Origin of the sequence: Nissabacter archeti (assembly GCF_018257325.1) — a bacterium.
Lineage (GTDB): Bacteria > Pseudomonadota > Gammaproteobacteria > Enterobacterales > Enterobacteriaceae > Chimaeribacter > Chimaeribacter arupi.
On sequence record NZ_JAERKB010000002.1, the window covers coordinates 114863 to 136974 of the forward strand.

Annotated in this window: 20 protein-coding genes; 9 read left to right on the forward strand and 11 right to left on the reverse strand. The window is 56.6% G+C overall.

The genetic code is table 11. From position 1 onward, the window contains the following. Nucleotides 1–133 precede the first annotated feature (133 nt). Entirely contained in the window at nucleotides 134–1129 is a 996-nt protein-coding gene (locus JK232_RS03350) for an acyltransferase (protein WP_101827796.1), read from the forward strand. Here the strand turns inward: JK232_RS03350 and JK232_RS03355 are convergent. The 4 genes from JK232_RS03355 to xylA form a co-directional block, all read right to left on the reverse strand. Beyond that, entirely contained in the window at nucleotides 1122–2087 is a 966-nt protein-coding gene (locus JK232_RS03355) for a GlxA family transcriptional regulator (RefSeq protein ID WP_072927726.1), read from the reverse strand. The genes JK232_RS03350 and JK232_RS03355 overlap by 8 nt on opposite strands. Nucleotides 2088–2109: 22 nt before the next feature. Next, nucleotides 2110–3132, reverse strand: coding sequence for a cysteine hydrolase family protein (locus tag JK232_RS03360; protein ID WP_072927725.1), 1023 nt, complete (start codon nucleotides 3130–3132; stop codon nucleotides 2110–2112). 139 nt (nucleotides 3133–3271) lie between these two features. Next, nucleotides 3272–4726, reverse strand: a complete 1455-nt coding sequence (xylB, locus tag JK232_RS03365; protein ID WP_101835212.1) for a xylulokinase — start codon at nucleotides 4724–4726, stop codon at nucleotides 3272–3274. Between the two features lie 103 nt (nucleotides 4727–4829). Continuing rightward, nucleotides 4830–6149: a xylose isomerase gene (gene xylA, locus JK232_RS03370; RefSeq protein ID WP_072927722.1), complete on the reverse strand. Its 1320-nt coding sequence runs from the start codon at nucleotides 6147–6149 to the stop codon at nucleotides 4830–4832. A gap of 380 nt (nucleotides 6150–6529) precedes the next feature. On the opposite strand from xylA, the gene xylF reads away from it, so the two are divergent. The 7 genes from xylF (at nucleotide 6530) to JK232_RS03405 (ending at nucleotide 13098) form a co-directional block, all read left to right on the forward strand. Continuing rightward, nucleotides 6530–7525: a D-xylose ABC transporter substrate-binding protein gene (gene xylF / locus JK232_RS03375; RefSeq protein WP_212588821.1), complete on the forward strand. Its 996-nt coding sequence runs from the start codon at nucleotides 6530–6532 to the stop codon at nucleotides 7523–7525. Nucleotides 7526–7620: 95 nt separating this feature from the next. Beyond that, nucleotides 7621–9162, forward strand: coding sequence for a xylose ABC transporter ATP-binding protein (locus tag JK232_RS03380; RefSeq protein WP_072927719.1), 1542 nt, complete (start codon nucleotides 7621–7623; stop codon nucleotides 9160–9162). Then, complete coding sequence (gene xylH / locus JK232_RS03385; protein ID WP_072927717.1) at nucleotides 9140–10321, forward strand: xylose ABC transporter permease XylH; 1182 nt, start codon at nucleotides 9140–9142, stop codon at nucleotides 10319–10321. The genes JK232_RS03380 and xylH overlap by 23 nt, the downstream gene beginning before the upstream one ends. Before the next feature lie 152 nt (nucleotides 10322–10473). After that, a complete protein-coding gene (gene xylR, locus JK232_RS03390) occupies nucleotides 10474–11652 on the forward strand; it encodes a D-xylose utilization transcriptional activator XylR (protein WP_072927715.1) in 1179 nt (392 codons plus the stop codon). 285 nt (nucleotides 11653–11937) lie between these two features. Further along, nucleotides 11938–12084 (forward strand): Hok/Gef family protein, encoded by a 147-nt coding sequence (locus tag JK232_RS03395; RefSeq protein WP_072927712.1) that lies wholly within the window; start codon nucleotides 11938–11940, stop codon nucleotides 12082–12084. A 360-nt stretch (nucleotides 12085–12444) separates the two neighbouring features. Then, nucleotides 12445–12591 (forward strand): Hok/Gef family protein, encoded by a 147-nt coding sequence (locus JK232_RS03400; RefSeq protein ID WP_072927712.1) that lies wholly within the window; start codon nucleotides 12445–12447, stop codon nucleotides 12589–12591. A gap of 360 nt (nucleotides 12592–12951) precedes the next feature. Continuing rightward, nucleotides 12952–13098, forward strand: coding sequence for a Hok/Gef family protein (locus JK232_RS03405; RefSeq protein ID WP_072927712.1), 147 nt, complete (start codon nucleotides 12952–12954; stop codon nucleotides 13096–13098). Nucleotides 13099–13212: 114 nt separating this feature from the next. Here the strand turns inward: JK232_RS03405 and yicI are convergent, their stop codons facing one another. The 5 genes from yicI to JK232_RS03430 all read right to left on the reverse strand — a co-directional run bounded on the left by yicI (nucleotide 13213) and on the right by JK232_RS03430 (nucleotide 19299). Then, complete coding sequence (gene yicI, locus JK232_RS03410) at nucleotides 13213–15540, reverse strand: alpha-xylosidase (RefSeq protein WP_101834513.1); 2328 nt, start codon at nucleotides 15538–15540, stop codon at nucleotides 13213–13215. Nucleotides 15541–15553: 13 nt separating this feature from the next. Continuing rightward, nucleotides 15554–16921, reverse strand: a complete 1368-nt coding sequence (locus JK232_RS03415) for a glycoside-pentoside-hexuronide family transporter (protein ID WP_101834529.1) — start codon at nucleotides 16919–16921, stop codon at nucleotides 15554–15556. A 254-nt stretch (nucleotides 16922–17175) separates the two neighbouring features. Then, nucleotides 17176–17751 carry a DJ-1/PfpI family protein gene (locus JK232_RS03420; RefSeq protein ID WP_072927709.1) on the reverse strand — a complete coding sequence of 192 codons (576 nt, stop codon included), beginning with the start codon at nucleotides 17749–17751 and terminating at the stop codon, nucleotides 17176–17178. A gap of 370 nt (nucleotides 17752–18121) precedes the next feature. After that, complete coding sequence (locus tag JK232_RS03425; RefSeq protein ID WP_072927707.1) at nucleotides 18122–18418, reverse strand: hypothetical protein; 297 nt, start codon at nucleotides 18416–18418, stop codon at nucleotides 18122–18124. A gap of 305 nt (nucleotides 18419–18723) precedes the next feature. After that, entirely contained in the window at nucleotides 18724–19299 is a 576-nt protein-coding gene (locus JK232_RS03430; protein ID WP_212588822.1) for a DedA family protein, read from the reverse strand. 149 nt (nucleotides 19300–19448) lie between these two features. Here JK232_RS03430 and yfcF point away from each other — a divergent pair, with 149 nt between their 5' ends. Further along, the gene (gene yfcF, locus JK232_RS03435; RefSeq protein WP_072927704.1) at nucleotides 19449–20078 is read left to right on the forward strand and encodes a glutathione transferase; all 630 of its coding nucleotides are present in this window, start codon (nucleotides 19449–19451) and stop codon (nucleotides 20076–20078) included. A 62-nt stretch (nucleotides 20079–20140) separates the two neighbouring features. Here the strand turns inward: yfcF and JK232_RS03440 are convergent, their stop codons facing one another. Further along, complete coding sequence (locus JK232_RS03440) at nucleotides 20141–21166, reverse strand: SDR family oxidoreductase (protein WP_241506093.1); 1026 nt, start codon at nucleotides 21164–21166, stop codon at nucleotides 20141–20143. Nucleotides 21167–21354: 188 nt separating this feature from the next. After that, nucleotides 21355–21978: a LysE family translocator gene (locus JK232_RS03445; RefSeq protein WP_072927702.1), complete on the reverse strand. Its 624-nt coding sequence runs from the start codon at nucleotides 21976–21978 to the stop codon at nucleotides 21355–21357. Nucleotides 21979–22112: the final 134 nt, after the last annotated feature.

The following is a 22112-nucleotide window of genomic DNA, read 5'->3' on the forward strand; positions in this document are numbered from 1 at the left end:
CAATTGGCGGCCTTGGCAATCACACCCGGTAAATATCGCACAATCTGAGTTTAGCGGATTTCAGGTTGTTGAATTGGGCGGCTATATATAACCTCTTTTTAACAATAAATAATGACAAGGATGCGGCAGCGGCATGACTCACCGACTTATCTGGGTTGATAACCTGCGGGCACTGGCCTGCCTGATGGTTATCCTGATCCACACCACCACCTATTATGTGACCACCGGCGTGTCTGTCGGCAACCTGAACTGGGATATCGCCAACCTGCTGAATTCCCTGTCGCGGGTCAGCGTGCCGCTGTTTTTTATGATCTCCGGCTATCTGTTTTTCGGGGAAAAGAGTGCCGGAAAGAAGCACCTGCTGCGTATCGGCTGCTGTTTGCTGTTCTACAGCGCGGTATCGCTGCTTTATATCGCCCTGTTTACCCGCATCGGGTTCTGGCCTTCGCTGCGTAACCTGCTGTTCAAACCGGTGTTTTATCACCTCTGGTTTTTCTACGCGATCGCGGTGATTTACCTGCTCTCCCCGCTGATCCAGGTGAAGCCCGTGGCGGCACGCACGGCGCTGGTTATCGGTGTGGTGCTGGGGATTCTGGTGAACCCGCAAATGGCGCAGATTTCGTGGCATCAGTTTCACCTTATCCCGGTGAACCTGTTTGTGGCCGGTGACACCTTCTATTACGTGCTGTACGCGCTGCTGGGCCGCGCCATCGGCATGATGGACACCCAGCGGCGTGGCGTTACGATGCTGGCCGGGCTGCTGTTTGCCGCTGCCGTAGGGCTGATTGCCGTCTCCACCAAAAAACAGATGTTTATCAACGGCGCGTTTGCCGATACCTATTACGTTTACTGTGGCCCGCTGGTGTTTATCGCAGCCATTGCGCTGTTTGTCTGGGGCAAAAACAGCCTCGCCACAGCGATGCTGCCGGGTATGCGCCGGGTTGCCGATCACTCGCTGGCGATTTACGGGTTCCATGCGTTGATCATTAACCTTATCCGCAGCCAGAAATGGGATGTGATCCGCTGGCCGCTGCTGGATATGGTGTATGTGTTCGCGGTGGCGCTGGGCGTCAGCCTGCTGCTGGGCTATGCGGTGCGCCGCCTGGACCCACGGCGGCTGGTCAGCTGAGGCTCCAGCGTGCCTGGGCGCGCCGCAACTGGCGCGCAGAGGTAAACCCGGCGGCCAGGGCGGCCTGCTCAACGCCGCACCCCTCCTGCAAACGCTGGCGCGCCACCGCCAGCCGCAGCTGCTCGTGGTAATCCCGCACGCTGATGCCGAGATGCTCGCGGAACAGCCGGGTCAGGTGGCGCTCACTGACATGGGCGCGCGCCGCGACCTCCTCTACCTGCCAGCGAGCCTCGGGCGCAGCGATCAACGCATTCTGCGCCCGGTGCAGCGCCGGGTGCAGATGGTTGCGGTAACGCAGCCAGGGCGAAAGCTGTGGGTCATCACCGGAGCGGCGGAAATAGACCACCATGTCGCGCGCGACTTCCGTGGCCGCCTGCGGCCCCTGCACCCGGGCGATAAGATGCAGTGCGACGTCGATGCCCGCCGTGATGCCTGCGCTGGTCAGCACCTGCCGGTCTTCAATAAAGATGCGGTTTTCCCGCACCTGGGCAGCCGGGGCCTGCGCCCGCAACCGGGCAATCACATCATGGTGAGTGGTGCACTGGTAACCATCCAGCAGCCCTGCACGGGCCGCCAGCAGGGTGCCGGAACAGACACCGACCAGCAGCAAATCGCCCTGTTCCAGCGCCGGGCGCTGTGCCCGCAGCCACGCCTCCACCCTCTGCGCCTCGGGAGTGTCAAACCCGGTACGCGAATCTTTCACCCCCGGTACGATCAGGATTGCGCCGGGCGGCAGCACATCCGGCAACGGGCAAATCCCACCTAATACCAGCCCGGTAGAACTGGTGACCTGCGGGGCCGGGCCGATATAGCGCAGGGCGAACTGCCCGGCAAGCTGTAACGCCTCTGCCGGGCCGGTGACATCCAGCGCCATAACGCCCGGCAGCACGATAAAGTACGCGTCGCGCTGCGCAGGTATGCTGTGCTGAACGGTGCGTTCAGCCTGATTCAGGGTCATCGCTTTTCTATACCGCCTGCTGTCAGTAGCCTGGTGTGATGGCCAATTGTTGCGCCAGATAACCCGCCCGATCCGGCTGCTCCTGTAGCAACATCCTGACGAACGCGTCACGCTCAAACGCCATTACCTGCATGTCCCAGACGCAGAATGACTCTTCACGCGCACGACGCCAGACACCGTTATCAGTGACCCAGACGCTCATGCGCAGTTCGTTTTCATTGTCCCACCAGCCGGCCACCAGATAGTTCATGGTCTTGCCCTGATGCTCAATCAAAAAACCGACGCCGGGCCGCTGGGGCGTTTGCGCCTGCGGCGGCAACCACTGGGTGACCAAAGGATGCGCCGCCGCAAAATCCGCTTCCCCGGCCGCCAGCGGATAACGGATGGCGTAACGCTTCAGCGCCCAGTTGCCAAACGTCATCACGCCAAGCGGCGTGACCGGCCGCGGCAGATAAGGCTGGGGCTGCCAGACGGCCTCCGCCGCGGGCGCGGCTGCCGGCATCTCATCCAACTCCCGTAAGGCACCCTCCACATTGCAGACATGGGCGAAACGCTCCGCCAGCACCAGCTCAGTCCGGTGCTTGATCGCCGCCGACGTGCTGGTTTCCCCGTTGGCATGGGTCATCGGGAAGGTCAGCGTCGCCTCGGTGACGTATGTCACACGGTAACCGAGATCGGAGGCTACCCGTGCCGTGGTCTCGCAGCATTGTTCAGTGCGCATCCCACTGATAATCAAATGGTTAATGCCGCGGTCACGCAACCATTGGTCCAGCCCGGAGTCGGTAAGGGCGTTATGCACCTGCTTATGCACCACCAGATCCGGCTGATGTGTCAGGAACGGCAGCCGGGTCACCAGCCCGGAAGCCAGCGCAAACGGCCCCTGCGACACATGGAACACATCCACGACCGCCACCCCGCGTGCCTGGCAGCCTTCAACCAGTTGCTGCAAACGCTGTCGGAACAGCGGCAGATCCTCTTCCTGCCAGAATGGCTTATGGAGAAAGGAGTGTTGAACATCGATAACCAACAGCGCGCTCTGTGACATATCCGGCCTCCGCCTGAGTAAAGTAACCCCATAGTGGCGTAAGTAAAAAAGAAGCGGAATGCCAAAAACAGCCATTCACCTGCCAGGGCAGGACGTATCACCTGTCAGGGCAGGCTTGCCCTGCGTTGAAACGCCTGACTTATTGCATCAACGGCGCAAGCTGCCGGTAAAGTTGCCGGAACGTCTCCCGCTGCGCCGCATAGACCTGATGTTTTTCTGCATCCGGCTCGTGCGTTTGTTCCAGCGGCAACGGCGGTAACAGTTCGGCCAAAGGGATGCCGGGGCTGAGGGCGATTTGCGCCAGCCGCGCCGCGCCGAGTGCCGGGCCGACATCCCCCCCGGTGCGGTACTCCAGCGTCTGGCCACTGACATCCGCCAGCATCTGCCGCCAATAGGCACTGCGCGCACCGCCGCCGATAAGCGTGATGCGTTGTGGCCGCAGGCCGGTTGCGTGCAAGACGTCCATCCCGTCTGCCAGGGCAAAACTCACCCCTTCCAGCACCGCCCGCCCGAGGTCGGCCGGGCCATGCTGGTGGGTCAGCCCAAAAAAGGTACCGGTGGCATTTGGGTTATTATGTGGCGTCCGTTCGCCGGAGAGATAGGGCAGGAACCAGACCGGAGACGCAGCCGGCGGTGCCTGTTCAACCTGTTGCAGCAGCGCCGGCACGCTGTCACACCCGGTCAGGCGGCAGACCCAGTCCAGGCACGAGGCGGCGCTCAGCATCACGGACATCAGGTGCCAGGTCTGCGGCAATGCGTGGCAGAAGCTGTGCACCGCCTGTTCCGGGTTACTGAGGAAGCCGTCACTCACCGCAAAATAGACGCCGGAGGTGCCCAGGGAGAGCATCGCCTGCCCGGCCTGGTATAGCCCGACGCCGACCGCCCCGGCGGCATTGTCGCCGCCCCCGGCAATCACCGGCACGTCGGGCATCGCCCAGCGGCGCGCGACCTCCGGTTTCAACCGGCCGGTGATGTCACTGCCTTCATAGAGCGTTGGCATCTGCGCACGCGTCAGGCCACAGGCGGCCAGCAGCGTGTCACTCCAGTCACGTTTGCCGACATCCAGCCACAGAGTGCCTGCCGCATCCGACATATCGGTCGCGAAGTCGCCGGTCATGCGCAGGCGCAGGTAATCTTTCGGCAACAGCACCTTATCAACACGGCGGAAAATCTCGGGCTCATGTTGGGCTACCCAGAGCAGTTTCGGGGCGGTAAACCCCGGCATCATCAGGTTACCGGTGATGCGGCGCGCATCCGGCACGGCCTGCTCCAGCGCGCGGCACTGGGCAAAACTGCGGCCATCATTCCATAAAATGGCCGGGCGCAGCACCTGTTGGTCGGCATCCAGCAGCGTGGCACCGTGCATCTGCCCGGTCAGCCCCAGGGCTTTCACACGGCTGAGATCCTGCTGCCCGCCCAGCCCCTGCATTGCGCGGTCAACTGCCTCCCACCATGCGTGCGGGTCTTGCTCAGACCACAGCGGGTGGGGGCGCGACACCGCCAGCGCCTCACTCTGCTGGGCGACGACGTCTCCCGCCTCGTTGATCAGAATCGCTTTGACGCCCGATGTGCCCAGATCAATACCGATGTACATGATTTCTCCCCGAAACAGGCAAACAAATTACATGAGCAACACAGGCCGGCATCTGCGCCGGCCTGTTTTCGGGCTTGCGCCCGGATGTCAGCAAAATAACCGGTCAGCCAAACAAATAGCGGTTGACCAGGTTCTCCAGCTGTTCCTGGCGGCCACTCTGGTGGTGCGGGGCCAGGTTATGTTGTTCAGCGTAGGCGGCCAATGCTTCCAGCGACAGCTTCCCTTGCAGGATCTGCTGGCCGAGCTCCTCACTCCAGCCGGCATAACGTTTGGCGACCAATGTGTCCAGCCCGCCCTCTTCGACCATTTTCGCCGCCACTTTCAACGACAGCGCCATCGTATCCATCGCGCCGATATGCCCATAGAACAGATCATATTTATCCGTGCTCTGGCGGCGGACTTTGGCGTCAAAGTTCAGGCCGCCGGTCGTGAAACCACCGGCTTTTAAAATCTCATACATCACCAGCGCATTCTCTTCCACGCTGACCGGGAACTGGTCAGTGTCCCAGCCCAGTTGCGGATCGCCGCGGTTGGCATCTACCGAACCAAAGATGCCGAGCGCAATGGCCGTGGCAATCTCGTGATGGAATGAGTGCCCGGCCAGGGTGGCGTGGTTAGCCTCAATGTTGACCTTGATCTCTTTCTCCAGGCCGAACTGTTTCAGGAAGCCATACACGGTGGCGACATCGTAATCATACTGGTGTTTGGTCGGCTCCTGCGGTTTCGGCTCAATCAGCAGGGTGCCCTGGAATCCGATCTTATGTTTGTGCTCCACCACCATTTGCATAAAGCGGCCAATCTGTTCCCGCTCCTGACGCAAATCGGTATTCAGCAGTGTTTCATAGCCTTCACGGCCGCCCCACAGCACATAGTTCTCACCGCCCAGCTTTTGGGTGGCATTCATGGCGGTGAAGACCTGGGTCGCAGCCCAGCTGAAGACTTCCGGGTCCGGGTTGGTGGCGGCTCCGGCGGCATAACGCGGATGGGTAAAGCAGTTGGCGGTGCCCCACAACAGTTTCACGCCGCTCTCCTGCTGCTTCTGCGCCAGGATGTCAGTCATCTCGGCAAAGTTGCTCAGGTACTCTTTCAGGGAGTTGCCCTCGGGCGAGACGTCCACATCATGGAAGCAGTAGAACGGGACATTCAGCTTCTGGAAAAACTCAAATGCGACATCCGCCTTGCGTTTTGCCAGCGCCAGCGCATCACCGGACTGCTGCCACGGGCGCTCAAACGCACCGACGCCGAACATATCTGCGCCGTTCCAGCAGAAGGTGTGCCAGTAGCAGGCGGCAAAGCGCAAATGATCAGCCATGCGTTTGCCCAGGATAAGCTCATCCGGGTTGTAATGGCGGAATGCTAACGGGTTGGTACTGGTGGTGCCTTCGAACCGGACTTTATCAAGCTGATCAAAATAGGATGGCATTATGGGCTCCTCGGGATCTGGCCCAGCACTGGCTGAGCATGCGGAGCGGTTATCTTGGGATCCTTCGGCAGCCCTCACAATTACGTTATTTCACACTCAACTTCAGAGAATACACAATTGTGCAGCAGATCTCATAAATAGCCCTGTCAGGCGAAAAAAAGCCGGTATTTGCGTGATGCTTTCCAGCCTGAGGCTGATTGGAAATAAGTTTCAGCAGGGAACTATGATCTCCATCATAAAACGGAAAATAAACTAAAAAACGTAATAGGCCAGTTAAAATCTGCAATTGCTGATAATTTATGCAGCGTTAACAATTCACCAGCCATTAAAAGTGGGCCATTTCTCTTACCCTGTACGGTTCATTAAAAAAGGTTTACACAATGAAAATGAAAAAAGTATTGCTCGGTGTATGTGCGGCGTTGGCGCTGATCAGCCAGCCGGGGATGGCAAAAGAGATTAAAATCGGCATGGCGATTGATGACTTGCGGCTGGAGCGCTGGCAAAAAGACCGGGATATTTTTGTCAACCAGGCTAAAACCCTGGGGGCGGATGTATTTGTGCAATCCGCTAATGGTAATGAAGAAACTCAGATGTCGCAGATTGAGAATATGATTAACCGCGGCGTGGATGTGCTGGTGATTATTCCCTATAACGGCGAAGTATTAAGTAATGTGATTGCCGAAGCCAAGCGGGAAGGCATTAAAGTGCTGGCTTATGACCGGATGATTAATAATGCCGATATCGATTTTTATATCTCTTTTGATAATGAAAAAGTCGGGGAATTGCAGGCCAAAAGCCTTATCGAAAAAGTGCCGCAGGGGAATTATTTCCTGATGGGTGGCTCGCCGGTGGATAACAACGCCAAACTGTTCCGAAAAGGGCAGATGAACGTACTTAAGCCACTGATAGACAGCGGAAAAATAAAAGTGGTGGGTGATCAGTGGGCGGATGCCTGGTTGCCGGAAAATGCGCTGAAAATTATGGAAAATGCGCTGACGGCCAACAACAACAAAATTGATGCCGTCGTCGCCTCCAATGATGCCACCGCAGGCGGTGCGATTCAGGCGCTGTCCGCACAGGGGCTGGCGGGTAAGGTGGCTATTTCCGGCCAGGACGCGGATCTGGCGGCAGTAAAACGTATTGTGGCGGGCAGCCAGACCATGACGGTGTATAAACCGATTACCCAATTAGCCACAGAGGCGGCAAAAATCGCCGTTGAACTGGGTAACGGAAACATGCCGAAATCGAATGCCACATTAAATAACGGCAAAAAAGAGGTGCCCTCTTATTTACTGACGCCGATTCAGGTTGATAAGAACAACATTGACAGCACCATTGTCGCGGATGGTTTCCATAAGAAATCAGATATCTATTAATGCCGGCCTGCCGGCATTTACCGCCGGTGCCGGCCTGTTCACCTTACGGCACCGGCCGGGATTATCGCTGAATCACGCGGCATCTGGAGGGAATTATGCCCTGCCTGCTGGAAATGCATAATATCACTAAACAATTTGGCGTGGTTAAAGCCGTCGATAATGTCAGCCTGCAACTGGACGCCGGACAGGTACTCTCTCTGTGCGGTGAAAATGGATCGGGTAAATCTACATTAATGAAAGTGTTATGTGGTATTTACCCACACGGCAGTTACCAGGGGGAAATCTATTTCGCCGGTGAGCTGCTGGCCGCAAAAAATATCCGTGAGACAGAGCAGCGCGGCATCGCGATTATTCATCAGGAGCTGGCGCTGGTAAAGCAGATGTCAGTGCTGGAAAACATGTTCCTCGGCAGCGAGTGGGGCCGTTATGGCGTGCTGGATTATGACGGCATGTATTTGCGCTGTCAGCGGATGCTGGCGCAAGTGCGGCTGGAGATAGACCCCGATACGCCGGTGGGCGAGCTGGGGCTGGGGCAACAGCAACTGGTGGAGATTGCCAAGGCGCTGAATAAGCAGGTGCGGCTGCTGGTCCTGGATGAGCCGACGGCGTCCCTGACCGAGCGGGAAACGGACATCCTGCTGGACATTATCCGCGACCTGCGCAATCACGGCATCGCCTGCATCTATATTTCCCACAAGCTGAATGAGGTCAGCGCCATCTCTGACCTTATCTGCGTGATCCGCGATGGGAAGCACATTGCCACCCGTGAGGCGGCTACCATGAGCGAGGAGAGCATTATCGCCATGATGGTGGGGCGCGAACTGACCGAACTTTACCCGCCACACCAGCATCAGCCGGGGGAGGAGATCCTGCGGGTGGAGCACCTGACGGCGTGGCATCCGGTTAACCGCCATATCAAACGGGTGGATGATGTCAGCTTCAGCCTGCGGCGCGGTGAAATACTGGGTGTCGCCGGGCTGGTCGGTTCCGGCCGGACGGAGACCGTGCAGTGCCTGTTCGGGGCCTATCCGGGACGCTGGCAGGGCAGCATTTTCATCGACGGGCAGCCGGTCACCCTTCGTACCTGCCAGGACGCCATGCGCAGCGGCATTGCCATGGTGCCGGAAGACCGGAAGCGGGACGGCATCGTGCCGGTGATGGGGGTCGGGGCCAATATCACCCTGGCCGCGCTGGCTGATTTTACCGGACGGCTCAGTGTGCTGGATGACGCTCAGGAGCAGTCAGTTATTCAGCGCTCCATCAGCGCCTTGCGGGTCAAGACGTCCTCCCCGGAGCTGGCGATCGGCCGCCTGAGCGGCGGTAACCAGCAGAAAGCGATTCTGGCCAAGTGCTTGTTGCTCAACCCGCGCATCCTGATCCTGGATGAGCCAACGCGTGGAATTGATATCGGGGCGAAATCTGAGATCTACAAACTGATTAACCAACTGGCCCAGCAAGGGATCGCGGTGATAGTTATCTCATCGGAATTGCCGGAAGTTCTGGGCCTGAGCGACCGGGTGCTGGTCATGCATCTGGGTAAATGCAAAGCCTCCCTTATTAACCGCAACCTGACGCAAGAGCAGGTGATGGAAGCGGCTCTCAGGAGTGAACCCTATGTCGAAAATTACACAGTCTGACGCTGCGCCGGTGGCCGAACCACGCGGCGTTTTGCAGCGCCTGAAGCACATTAACCTTCAGGTGTATGTGATGCTGGCCGCGATCGTCATCATCATGCTGTTTTTCACCTTTACCACGGACGGGGCCTATATCAGCCCGCGCAATATCTCTAACCTGCTGCGCCAGACAGCCATCACCGGCATTCTGGCGGTCGGCATGGTCTTCGTGATTATTTCCGCTGAAATCGATCTTTCGGTGGGGTCGATGATGGGCCTGCTTGGCGGTGCCGCCGCGATTTTTGATGTCTGGCTGGGCTGGCCATTACCGCTGACCGTGATCGTTACACTGGCGCTTGGGTTGCTGTTGGGTGCCTGGAACGGCTGGTGGGTCGCGTACCGAAAGGTGCCCTCATTTATCGTGACCCTGGCGGGGATGCTGGCATTCCGTGGGGTATTGATCGGGATTACTCACGGCACAACCGTTGCCCCCACCAGTGAAGGCATGTCCCTGATTGGGCAAAGCTACCTGCCGGGCGGTGTAGGCTTCGGCATTGGTGCCGTCACGCTGCTGCTGTTTATCGGCTGGCAGTGGCGGCGGCGTCAACAACGGCAGGCGCTGAACCTGCCGCTGCCTGCGGCCGGGAAAGCGGCGTCCGGCCATGCACTGACCGCCATTATTGTGCTGGGTGCCATCTATTTGCTGAACGATTACCGCGGCGTACCGACACCGGTGCTGGTGCTGGCTGCCCTGATGCTGGGTGGTCTTTTTATGGCCACCCGTACCGCCTTCGGCCGCCGTATTTATGCGATTGGCGGCAATATTGATGCGGCACGTCTCTCCGGCGTGAACGTTGAGCGTACCAAACTGGCGGTATTTGCCATTAACGGGCTGATGGTCGCGATTGCTGGGTTGATCCTCAGCTCCCGGCTGGGTGCGGGCTCACCTTCTGCCGGGAATATTGCCGAGTTGGATGCCATTGCCGCCTGTGTGATCGGCGGCACCAGCCTGGCGGGCGGGGTTGGCAGTGTCGTCGGCGCGGTGATGGGCGCGTTTATTATGGCGTCGCTGGACAACGGCATGAGCATGCTGGACGTCCCCACGTTCTGGCAATACATCGTCAAAGGGGCCATTTTGCTGCTGGCGGTATGGATGGATTCTGCCACCAAGCGCCGTGCCTGAGCCTCTTCATTGATAACCGGCGGCGTGTGAAGCGGATTAAATGCTTCACCAGACAAATAGCTCGAGAAGGATCACACTTGGTTCATCTTTTATGCCATGAAGGCAGGTGGCTGTGCTATCCAGAAGGCAGTGAATCAACGGGATAACTCACCATGTTCGAAAAGCGCTACCGCATTACGCTGTTGTTTAATGCCAATAAGGTTTATGACCGGCAGGTAGTTGAGGGAGTAGGCGAGTACTTACAGGCGTCACAGTGCGACTGGGATATTTTCATCGAAGAGGATTTCCGTTGCCGGATTGACAACATCAAAGACTGGCTGGGCGACGGCGTGATCGCTGACTTTGACGACCGGAATATTCAGTCCCTGTTACAGGGGGTGAATGTGCCGATTGTCGGGGTCGGTGGTTCGTATCACCGGCCGGAGGATTACCCGGCCGTGCACTATATCGCCACGGATAACCAGGCGCTGGTGGAAGCGGCGTTTCTGCACCTGAAAGAGAAGGGCATCAACCGGTTTGCGTTCTATGGGTTGCCCCGTGCCAGCGGCAAACGTTGGGCGCAGGAGCGGGAACATGCCTTCCGGACGCAGGTTGCGGCTGAACAATATCAGGGTGTGGTTTATCAGGGTATGGAGACCGCGCCTGAGAACTGGCAACACGCGCAAAACCGGCTGGCCGACTGGGTGCAAACCCTGCCGCAGCAGACCGGCATTATTGCCGTTACTGATGCGCGCGCCCGCCACCTGTTACAGGTTTGCGAGCATCTGGATATTCCGGTACCGGAAAAATTGAGTGTTATCGGCATTGATAATGAGGAGCTGACCCGATACCTCTCGCGCGTGGCGCTTTCTTCCGTGGTGCAGGGCACGCGCCAGATGGGCTACCGGGCCGCCAAATTATTGCATCAGTTACTGAGTGATAACTCCCTGCCACTGCAACGTATTTTAGTGCCGCCGGTAAAAGTGGTTGCCCGCCGTTCAACGGATTTCCGTTCATTGCGCGATCCGGCCGTCATTCAGGCGATGCACTTCATCCGCTATCACGCCTGTAAGGGCATCAAAGTCGAACAGGTGCTGGATGCGGTGGGAATTTCCCGTTCTAATCTGGAGAAACGCTTCAAAGATGAAATTGGGCAAACCATTCACGGCGTCATCCACGAAGAAAAGCTGGAGCGGGCGCGTAACCTGTTAAAAGCAACATCGCTTTCCATCAACGAAATTTCGCAGATGTGCGGCTACCCCTCGTTACAGTATTTCTATTCCGTGTTTAAAAAAGACGATGATATGACCCCAAAAGAGTATCGTGAGCGCTACGGCGAGAGTGTGTATTAGATCGCGGTCAGATCGGAAAAAATGGTATTGAAAAAGCGTCATCGGCTTTCTTTCTCTCTTTCATTTTCTTTGTGAATATAAATAAATTCCTAAAAAATCAAAGCGTTGAGTAATGAAATGAAAGGCGTATGATAACGGCGGGTGCCTGGACATGTCTGTTCCGGGCAGTCCGGCACAGACAAAGAAAAGGCCCCACTTAACGTTAATCAAGTGAGGCCGATCTGTATGACTCGCAACATCAGGTTAGCCTCTTACCCGCCGCAAGGCAAGGAATTGGAGGCCAGTATGCTGCAAAAAAGTGGGGTTATTTGTGTGATCGTTATTTGCATCACGTTGTTGATTTTTATGTGGATAACGCGCAGTTCGCTCTGCGAAGTGCGGATCAGGAATAACAATATCGACGTTGCAGTCATCCTGGACTACGAATCCTGAGGGTAGGGCAACCGGGGCGGGCGTGTGTCCGCCCCTTCGTTGCGACGCATTGCTGCCCTGCACCCTTTCAACAAGCCCGCTTCGGCGGGCTTTTTTATGTATGCCGGAAAAGATCGCACACATCAGGCTTATGAATACTTGCAGCAAATAGACGATATAAATTCTATATAATCAAAGGATTACATAAAAATACGAAAGGCGTATGATAACGGCGGGTGCCTGGACATGTCTGTTCCGGGCAGTCCGGCACAGACAAAGAAAAGGCCCCACTCAATGTAAATCAAGTGAGGCCAATCTCAATGCATCAACAACATCAGGTTAGCCTCTTACCCGCCGCAAGGCAAGGAATTGGAGGCCAGTATGCTGCAAAAAAGTGGGGTTATTTGTGTGATCGTTATTTGCATCACTTTGTTGATTTTTATGTGGATAACGCGCAGTTCGCTCTGTGAAGTGCGGATCAGGAATAACAATATCGACGTTGCAGTCATCCTGGACTACGAATCCTGAGGGTAAGGCAACCGGGGCGGGCGCTTGCCCGCCCCTTCGTTGCGATGCATCGCTGCCCTGCACCCTTTCAACAAGCCCGCTTCGGCGGGCTTTTTTATGTATACCGGAAAAGATCGCACACATCAGGCTTATGAATACTTGCAGTAAATAGGTGATATAAATTCTATATAATCAAAGGATTACATAAAAATACGAAAGGCGTATGATAGCGGCGGGTGCCTGGACATGTCTGTTCCGGGCAGTCCGGCACAGACAAAGAAAAGGCCCCACTCAATGTAAATCAAGTGAGGCCAATCTCGATGCATCAACAACATCAGGTTAGCCTCTTACCCGCCGCAAGGCAAGGAATTGGAGGCCAGTATGCTGCAAAAAAGTGGGGTTATTTGTGTGATCGTTATTTGCATCACGTTGTTGATTTTTATGTGGATAACGCGCAGTTCGCTCTGTGAAGTGCGGATCAGGAATAACAATATCGACGTTGCAGTCATCCTGGACTACGAATCCTGAGGGTAAGGCAACCGGGGCGGGCGCTTGCCCGCCCCTTCGTTGCGATGCATCGCTGCCCTGCACCCTTTTAACAAGCCCGCTTCGGCGGGCTTTTTTATTCAGGATTGCAGGGGGTCAGGGCAGGGTAATAGTGATGCTTTCGGCGGCTGTTTCCGGCGTAATCATTGTACCTCTTTCATCCTGCTGATAACCCGCGTGGCGGACGTCAGTCAGTGTCATCACATTACGCAGGCAGAGCCGCCAGCCTGGGGCATTGCCTGTTGTCTGCAATGTAATCTGTTGGCCGTGTCGTTCAGCCCGCAGGGTAAATTGCGTCATCCCTGCCTGATCCACCAACCGGCTTTCGGCATGGTGTCCATCTTCCAGCTCAAACAGCTGGAAGAGCGGGCGTTCGCAATAATCATAATCAGGGCGTTGATCCTGGCTGCCCAACGCCAGCAGGGTATTCGGGCGGACATAGAGCGGCAGGCTGGTAAAATCATGCTGCTCTTTATGCCAGCGCCCGCCGTCAAGACGGGTATTGCTGAACAGGTGCGTCCAGCGTCCTTCCGGCAGATAGAAACTGACATCGCCCCGTTCACTGAACACCGGAGCCACCAGCAGGCTGTCACCCAGCATATATTGCCGGTCAAGATAATCGCAGGCGGGATCGTCCGGGAATTCCAGCATCATGGCGCGCATCATGGGGGTGCCGTGTTCGGCGGCATCGGCGGCCTGTGTATAGAGGTAAGGCATCATCCGGCATTTCCATTCAGTAAAGTGGCGAACCACATCACAGGCCTCATCATCATAGGCCCAGGGCACCCGATAGGATTTGCTGCCGTGCAGGCGGCTGTGGCTCGACAGCAGGCCAAAAGCGCACCAGCGTTTGTAGATATGCGCCGGAGCGGTATTTTCAAACCCGCCGATGTCATGGCTCCAGAAGCCAAAGCCGGAAAGGCCCAGTGAGAGTCCGCCACGCAGGCTCTCTGCCATAGATTCATAAGTCGCATAGCAGTCACCGCCCCAGTGCACCGGGAATTGCTGCGCGCCTACTGAGGCTGAACGGGCAAACAGCACCGCCTGATCACGCCCCAGTTTCTCCTGAAGCGTGCGATACACCAGTTCGTTGTAGATAAAAGCATAATGGTTATGCATTTTTTGCGGACAGGCACCGTTTGCCCACACCACATCCGTTGGGATCCGCTCGCCAAAATCGGTTTTAAAGCAATCAACACCCATGTCAATCAGGCGCTTAAGATGCCCCGCATACCATTCACAGGCGCCGGGATGGGTGAAATCCACAATGGCCTGTCCGGGCTGCCACTTATCCCATTGCCAGACATCGCCGCCAGGGCGCTTCAGCAGGAAGCCTTTTTCCATCCCTTCCTTAAACAGCGGGGATTTCTGGCCGATGTAGGGGTTAATCCACAGGCAAATTTTTAAACCGCGCGCTTTCAGCCGTGCCAGCATACCTTGTGGATCAGGGAAGGTGGCCGGGTCCCATTCAAAATCGCACCACTGGAATGCTTTCATCCAGAAGCAATCGAAATGGAACACATGCAGCGGCAACCGGCGCTCTGCCATGCCGTCAATAAAGCGGTTAACGGTTTCTTCATCATAGTTAGTGGTGAACGACGTGGTCAGCCACAAACCGAAAGACCAGGCGGGCGGCAGTGCCGGGCGACCGGTGAAGCGGGTGTAGCGATCGAGTACCTGCTTAGGCGTCGGGCCGTCAATCACAAAATAGTCCAGATGCTCGCTTTCCACGCTGAACTGCACTTTAGAGACTTTTTCCGAGCCCACTTCAAAGGAGACACATTCCGGGTGGTTTACCAGCACGCCGTAGCCTTTGTTGGTCAGGTAAAACGGAATATTTTTGTAGGCTTGTTCAGTGCTGGTGCCGCCATCACGGTTCCAGGTCTCGACTGTCTGGCCGTTTTTCACAAAAGCGGTAAAGCGTTCACCCAGGCCATACACTGTTTCCCCCACTGCCAGGTCGAGCCGCTCATAGAGGTAGTTTTTCCCGGTCTGGCCATCCTGCACATAACCGGCTGATTTTGCGCCGCTGCCGGTAATGCGTTCACCCTGCCGCAAGAAGTCGAGCGCCCAGTTCTCCCCTTTGGTAATGCGTACGGTCAGGTCGCCGCTGTGCAGGGCGGCGAATTCGCTGTTCTCTTCACTGTGGATTGGGGTATCCGCCAGGCAGTTCAACGGGTAGTGTGGGCCGCGCGGTAATACCCCCTCAAAGTGAGCAATACGGACGCCGATGATGCCGGGTTGCGGTGCGGTGAAGCGCAGGGTAAAGAGCGGTGAGTCAACCTGCCCGGCCCGTTCGCGTGCATCCCGTGGCGCGGCATAGACCACCATTTCCTGTGCAAGATGCTGCACCTCGAATACCTGTAAAGGGTGGATAAGCGTAAGGCCCGGCTGGATTAACCAGTTGCCGTCACTGATTTTCATCTCACTTCTCCTGTTACTTCAAAAATTGTTGCTGGTTACGGCGAACGCCTGCGGCCAGCTCATCAAGAATGGTTCGCAGCATCGGGGTGCGCAGGGTATAGAAGCGCTTGCAAATTAACGCGCTCAGCAGGTAGCAGATCCCCGGTACCAGGGTGAACAGGGCGATAATGCTGGTGAGGGTGGCTGCATTTTGCGTTGCCGCGCCGGACTGGTAGCCCGCCCCGGCCAGTAACCAGCCAATCAGTGCGCCGCCGAGGGCCAGCCCGAGCTTCAGCACAAACAGGGTGCCGGCAAAGCTGATGCCGGTCAGGCGCTTGCCGTTTTTCCATTCGCCGTAATCCACGGTATCGGACATCATCACCCACTGGATCGGCGTCACCAGCTGGTGCAGCACACCGATAATAAAGATGAAGATAAACATGGTGATATTGGCACTGACCGGTACCCAGAACATGGCAAGGCTGAGCACGGCCAGCGCTGCGTTAGTCCACCAGAAGACGCTGACTTTGCATTTCCAGTCTGTGAGCGGTTTTGCCAGGGCACTGCCGAACAGATTCCCTACTGAGTAGGTGGCGAGGAACATCGCGAACACGGCCGGGTTGCCGAGAATATAGGTGACGTAATACATCATTGCCCCGCCACGCACCGACACCGCCAGGATATTCAGCAACGTCAGCCAGCCCACCACGCGCCACTGGTCGTTTTGCCAGATGTCGCGCAAGTCCTCACGCATGGTGCCTTTGAGTGTGCCTTCGTCACTGACACGCTCTTTGGTGGTGGCGAAACAGATAGCCAGCATCACCACCGCGACCAGCGCCAGCACGGCAATCCCGCCCTGGTAACCGAGCGCTTTATTCTCCCCGCCAATCAGTGACACCAGCGGCATCATCAGCACGGTGCTCAGCATGCCGCCTGCGGTGGCCAGCACAAACCGGTAGGATTGCAGAGAGATACGCTGGGCCGGATCGGCAGTGACCACGCCGCCCAGGGCGCAATAAGGGATATTGACCACCGTATACATCAGCGTCAGCAGGGTATAGGTCACGGCGGCATAGATCATTTTGCCGCTCATGCTGAGATCCGGGGTGCTGTAGGTAAAGACGCAGACAATGCCGAAAGGAATGGCACCGAACAGGATATAAGGACGGAATTTGCCGAAGCGGGTGCGCGTGCGGTCAGCGAGGAGCCCCATGCAGGGGTCGGAAATGGCATCCAGCGCGCGGGCCAGTAAAAATAGGGTGCCGACATACCCGGCCGGGATGCCGAAAATATCCGTATAGAAAAACATCATATACAGCATGACGTTATCAAACACGATGTGGCTGGCTGCATCCCCGAGACCGTAACCGATTTTTTCTTTAACCGAGAGAACTTCACTCATTTCAACCATCCCTAATCAGGCGTGCTGCGCGTAAAGGTAGCCACGTTTTTAAACCAGCCGGATGAGGGCGGCCATTCTGATATTTGTTTATGAAATTACGTTTCTTTATTTATGTGATCGCGGTAACCGGTTTTTGTGAAAGGATTTTTTCCTTTACGGCAGCACAGGCCGGTAAAAGAGGATCTGTGGAGATGAAAATAAAACGTGATGATGGAAGCATCACGTTTTATCAATAACAGGAATGGATTGGCGTATTACTGCGGGACGCGCCAGCTGTCGTAATAAATATGTTCCGCCTGAAAATTGATTGCTTCTTTTTCGCCGGTCAGCCGCCAGGCCAGATAAAAAGCGAAGTCGAACGCCACGCCCAGGCCCCGGCCGCTGATCAGGTTGCCATCCTCCACGACATGCGCATCCACGTAGACGCCATCATCCACGGTGTGGTGGAGATCGCCTGAGCAGACGTAGCGCCGCCCCCGTAACAGCCGGTTGCCGCCGAGTACCCGTGCTGCGGCCGAGCAGAGCGGGCAGATCCATTTTTCTGCCTGATCGTGTTCACGGATAAACTCCGTCACCTGCGGGCTGGCCGCCAGGTTTACCGTGCCTTGCGGGCCACCGGGCAGCACGACCGCATCAAACAGCGTGGTGCGCACGTCTGATAACAGGCAGTCGGCCGTGACATTCAGCCCGTGATAACTCACCACCTGGCGCGTGGCCTGGCAGGCCACGGTGACGACGTCCACCCCCAGCCGCTGCAACACGTCGAGTACGATAACTGCTTCCGCTTCTTCAAATCCTTCTGCCAACAGTATGGCGACACGCTTGCTCATCCTGACTCCTGCTCGTTAATGAATGGGCGACCAGGGGGCAGCATAACAAAGGGATTTTTATAATTGGAACGCTGTTTTAAAAATTTACGAGGCGGATCGCAGAAAAGGTAAGCGTGACAGGAAGGGGCCGGCAGCGGCCCCTGAACGGGCGGTTAATCGCTGAGGGACAAAATCGCCCGCCCATTTATTTTTATTTCTCCTGTTAATAAAAGATACCGTGGTATCTTTATTATGCACGTGCTCGCCGTGTGCCTCATTAAATAATAAAGTGTGGGGTAGATGGATTTTTTTTGGTCAGGGTGTTGAGCATCGGGTAGCGCGGTAAATTTCACCTGCCTTTTATGCTCTTTAATGTAACGGGGAAATGTGATTAATGGATAACCATAAAGTCTTCGATAGCAACAATATGGTAATTTCTCTGGCCTGCAACAGGGAGTGTTTCATGGATAACACATTTCACCAGTGTAGACGGGAAACCCGGCACAAAAGGCGTTCTCTTACAAATCAGCATATAATTAGTGCCATGAACACGCTGGTGCCCACAATACAGCACCGGCATATAGCCTATACCGACCAGCGGCTCCACCAGTGCGGGAAAGGCACCGGCCAGATTCTGGGGTAAAGAGCACGCCTCAAGATATTCATTAATAATCCAGTGTGCAGTCATTATATTTCCTTTGTGGTTAACAGAATGAAAACGTAGCGGGTAAGAGGCGTTAAGCCTGTTTCCGCAGTCTATGCAGGCTATTTAACTTTTTGGTGAATATAAATAAATGAGGGCCGTAATGACAAATTATGTAATTAAAGGGCTGAGTTCTGTGATTTTGGTCGCATAGTTAATAACAGGTAAGCATATCCTAAGAAATAATGCATTGAGTCCAATATATAATGAGGGTAGTAGTTTTAACCCAAAACTATTTCCGCATTTGTGTTCTCCCTGACGCAAACCTGAATTGCGTCAGAGCGCTCGTGTTATTTGCTTTTTTTCTGCTTATCCATGCGGCTGAGCAGAAATTTCAGCAGCAGTACCAGTGCCACTGCCCCGATAATCAGCAACGCGCCGGACGTCTTTTTGTCCAGTGACCCCAGCAGGGTTTCAATGAAATGGCCGCAGAAATAGCCCAGCAGCACCCAGACCAGCGCCCAGATGCAGGCACCCAGAATGTTCAGGCTGACAAAACGAGCCACCGGCATTTTACTGGCACCAATAATCAGCGGGCCAATAATGCGGAAGCCATACATAAACCGGACACCCAGGACAAACAACGCCGGATGGTGGTTAATGAGCTGGTTGGCGCGGTCAATCTGCGGTTTCCGGCGTGTCAGTTTGCCCAGCAACATGGGGCCAAACCGGCGTCCGGCAAAGTAGAGGATCTGATCGCCCAGGCAGCCGCCAAAGGCCACGACTGCCAGCACCCAGGGTAATTTCAGCAAGCCATGATGTGCGGCAATACCGCCGAGCAGGGTAATGGTTTCCCCCTCCAGCAGGCAGCCGGCCAACAGCGCCCAATAACCATAGTCAGTAATAAGCTGTGCAATATCCGGCATAAGGATCCTTACAGACTGAGCCTGATGCGAATAAAAAATAAACACATTGACTCAGGTAATACAAAACAGAGATAACAATAGCTTAGTCAATAAATGGCCGGGAACCTACGCTCGCCGTGCCGTCTTTTTCAGCTGCCAAGGAGCACACCATGTTTACCCTGTATGTGGATGATCACTATTTCAGCCCTTATGCCCTGTCTGCATTTGTGGCGCTGACAGAAAAAGGCGTTGCGTTCACGCTGGAGACCGTGGCGTTGGGGGCGGGTGAACAGCAGCAACCGGCATACAGTGCCCTTTCACTGACGCAGCGGGTGCCGACGCTGGTGGAGGGCGATTTCCGGTTATCAGAGTCCTCCGCGATTGATGAGTATCTGGAAGAGTGTTTTCCGGCCCCCGATTATGTGGCCCTTTACCCGGCGTCGCGCCGGCTGCGGGCAAAAGCGCGGGAAGTGCAGGCATGGTTGCGCAGTGATTTGGGCGCAATCCGTACTGAGCGGCCAACAGACGTGGTTTTCGGCGGGTTGCGAATGGCACCATTGACCCCTGCCGGGCAGCAGAGCGCAGAGAAACTGATCGCCGCCGCCGGGAAACTGTTGCCGGAGGGGCAGCACACGCTGTTTGAGACGTGGAGCATCGCGGATACCGAGCTGGCGCTGATGCTCAACCGGCTGATCATGAACGGGGATGCCGTACCGGCCCGGCTGGCCGCGTATGCACACGCGCAGTGGCAGCGCCCGTCCGTGCAGCGCTGGCTGATGTTGTCGCAGCAAAAGCAGTAACATCAACAAGAAAGGCGCAGCAGATGCCGCGCCCTCTGAAACAGACCCAGACCGTCGCAGGATCAGGCCGTGCCGGTGCCGCCGTCCGATCCCCAGACCTGCCCGGAGGTGAAACTGGCTTCCTGGGAGGCCAGCAGCACATACAGCGGGGCGATTTCGACCGGCTGGCCGGGGCGGCCAAACGGCGCATCGCTGCCGAATTGCATCACTTTTTCCTGTGGCTGACCGCCGCTGGACTGCAAAGGTGTCCAGTAAGGGCCGGGCGCCACGGCGTTAACCCGGATGCCTTTCTGTGCGATCTGCTTGGCCAGCGCTTTGGTAAACGCCACAATCGCGGCCTTGGTTGACGCGTAATCCAGCAGGGCTTCACCCGGTTTGAATGCCTGCACCGAGGCAGTATTAATAATCGCTGCGCCCGGTTGCAGATGCGGGATGGCGGCTTTGGTCAGCCAGAACATCGCATAGACGTTGGTTTTGAAGGTGGTATCAAATTGTTCGCTGGTGAGATCCAGAATCGAATCCACGGATTGCTGGTGACCGGCGTTATTCACCACAATGTCCAGCCCGCCGAGCTTCTCCACGGCTTCACTCACCAGTTTTTTGCAGAATGCCTCGTCACGCAGATCGCCGGGGATCGCCACGGCATTGCGCCCTTCGGCGCGGATCAGGTCGATCACTTCGCGCGCATCCGGTTCTTCTACTGGCAGGTAGTTGATGGCGACATCGGCCCCTTCACGGGCGTAAGCAATGGCCGCGGCACGGCCGATGCCCGAATCACCGCCGGTGATCAGCGCCTTGCGGCCAACCAGTTTGCCGGCACCCCGGTAGCTGTTTTCCCCATGATCGGGGCGCGGCTGCATTTTGCCTGCCAGCCCCGGCGGGTCTTGCGGCTGGCGGGCGAAAGGCGGTTTCGGATACTGATCAATCGGGTTCTGTTTAACCGCCAGCGGCACGGCCTGCCCGGCGGTGCTGGTGTCCCCGGTGGCGGCTTGTGCCACGCCCGGCAGCGCCATGCCTGCCGCCACGCCGCCTAACATGCCGCCGACCACCTGTCGCCGCGAAATACCTTTTTTGCCTGTGGGTTCCACTTCCTGCCTCCTTAAGGTCTGCATTGTCTTTGTCCGGGCTGGCCGGAAAAGCGGGAGTTAACCCTTAAAGGATAGTGGGCATGTGACGGCCGTCCACAAATTGAGCAAAATTGGTGTAATAGCGTCTCGCTTTCCGGCCGGCAATGGCTGGGTTTACCACGGCCGGCCGGGGCGGCGTTCTAAAATGCTTAGCGGCGTGTGGTTGCCAGGCGGGCAGCAAACGCCAGGAAAACGCAGCCGGTCAGCCGATCCAGCGTTTTGACCACTGCCGGGCGGCGCAGCCAGCGTGCCAGCGGGCGGGTAGCGGCAATCAGCGTGCAGGACCACAGCGTGCCGATCAGCACATGGATCACCGCCAGGCCAAATACCGAGGCAGCCATCGGGTAACCGGACGGCACAAACTGCGGCAGGAAGGAGACATAAAACACGCCCATTTTAGGGTTGAGGAGATTGCCGAACAGCCCTTTGACGAACCAGTTACTGCCGGGGGACGCCGCGGTTGCCGTTTCCGGTGCCATAGCGGTGCGCGGCCGCAGGATCATGTTCAGGCCAAGCCAGCAGAGGTAGCCCGCGCCGATCCATTTCAGGGTGGTAAACGCCAGCTCGGAGGCGGCCAGCAGCGCCCCCAGCCCAAGCGCCACCAGTGCGCCCCACACCAGGCACCCGGCGTTAATGCCCATCGCGGCCTGTAAGGCTTTACGGCTGTTTTCTGTGGCGGCAGTGCGCAGGATTAAGGCGGTGTCCAGCCCCGGCGTCAGGGTCAGTACCCCGGCAGCAAAGGAGAAGGAAATCAGGGATTCAGTGAGGGTCATGGCGGCTCCGGCTAAAGAAAGAGGCCAGCATATAAGCCGCTCAACAGGCAGGCAACTGCTTGTTAGTGAAAGGTTGTCATTATGGAAGATGTGCCGAAAAACACGCTGTAATTAAGGGAAGGGGGTGACATTAG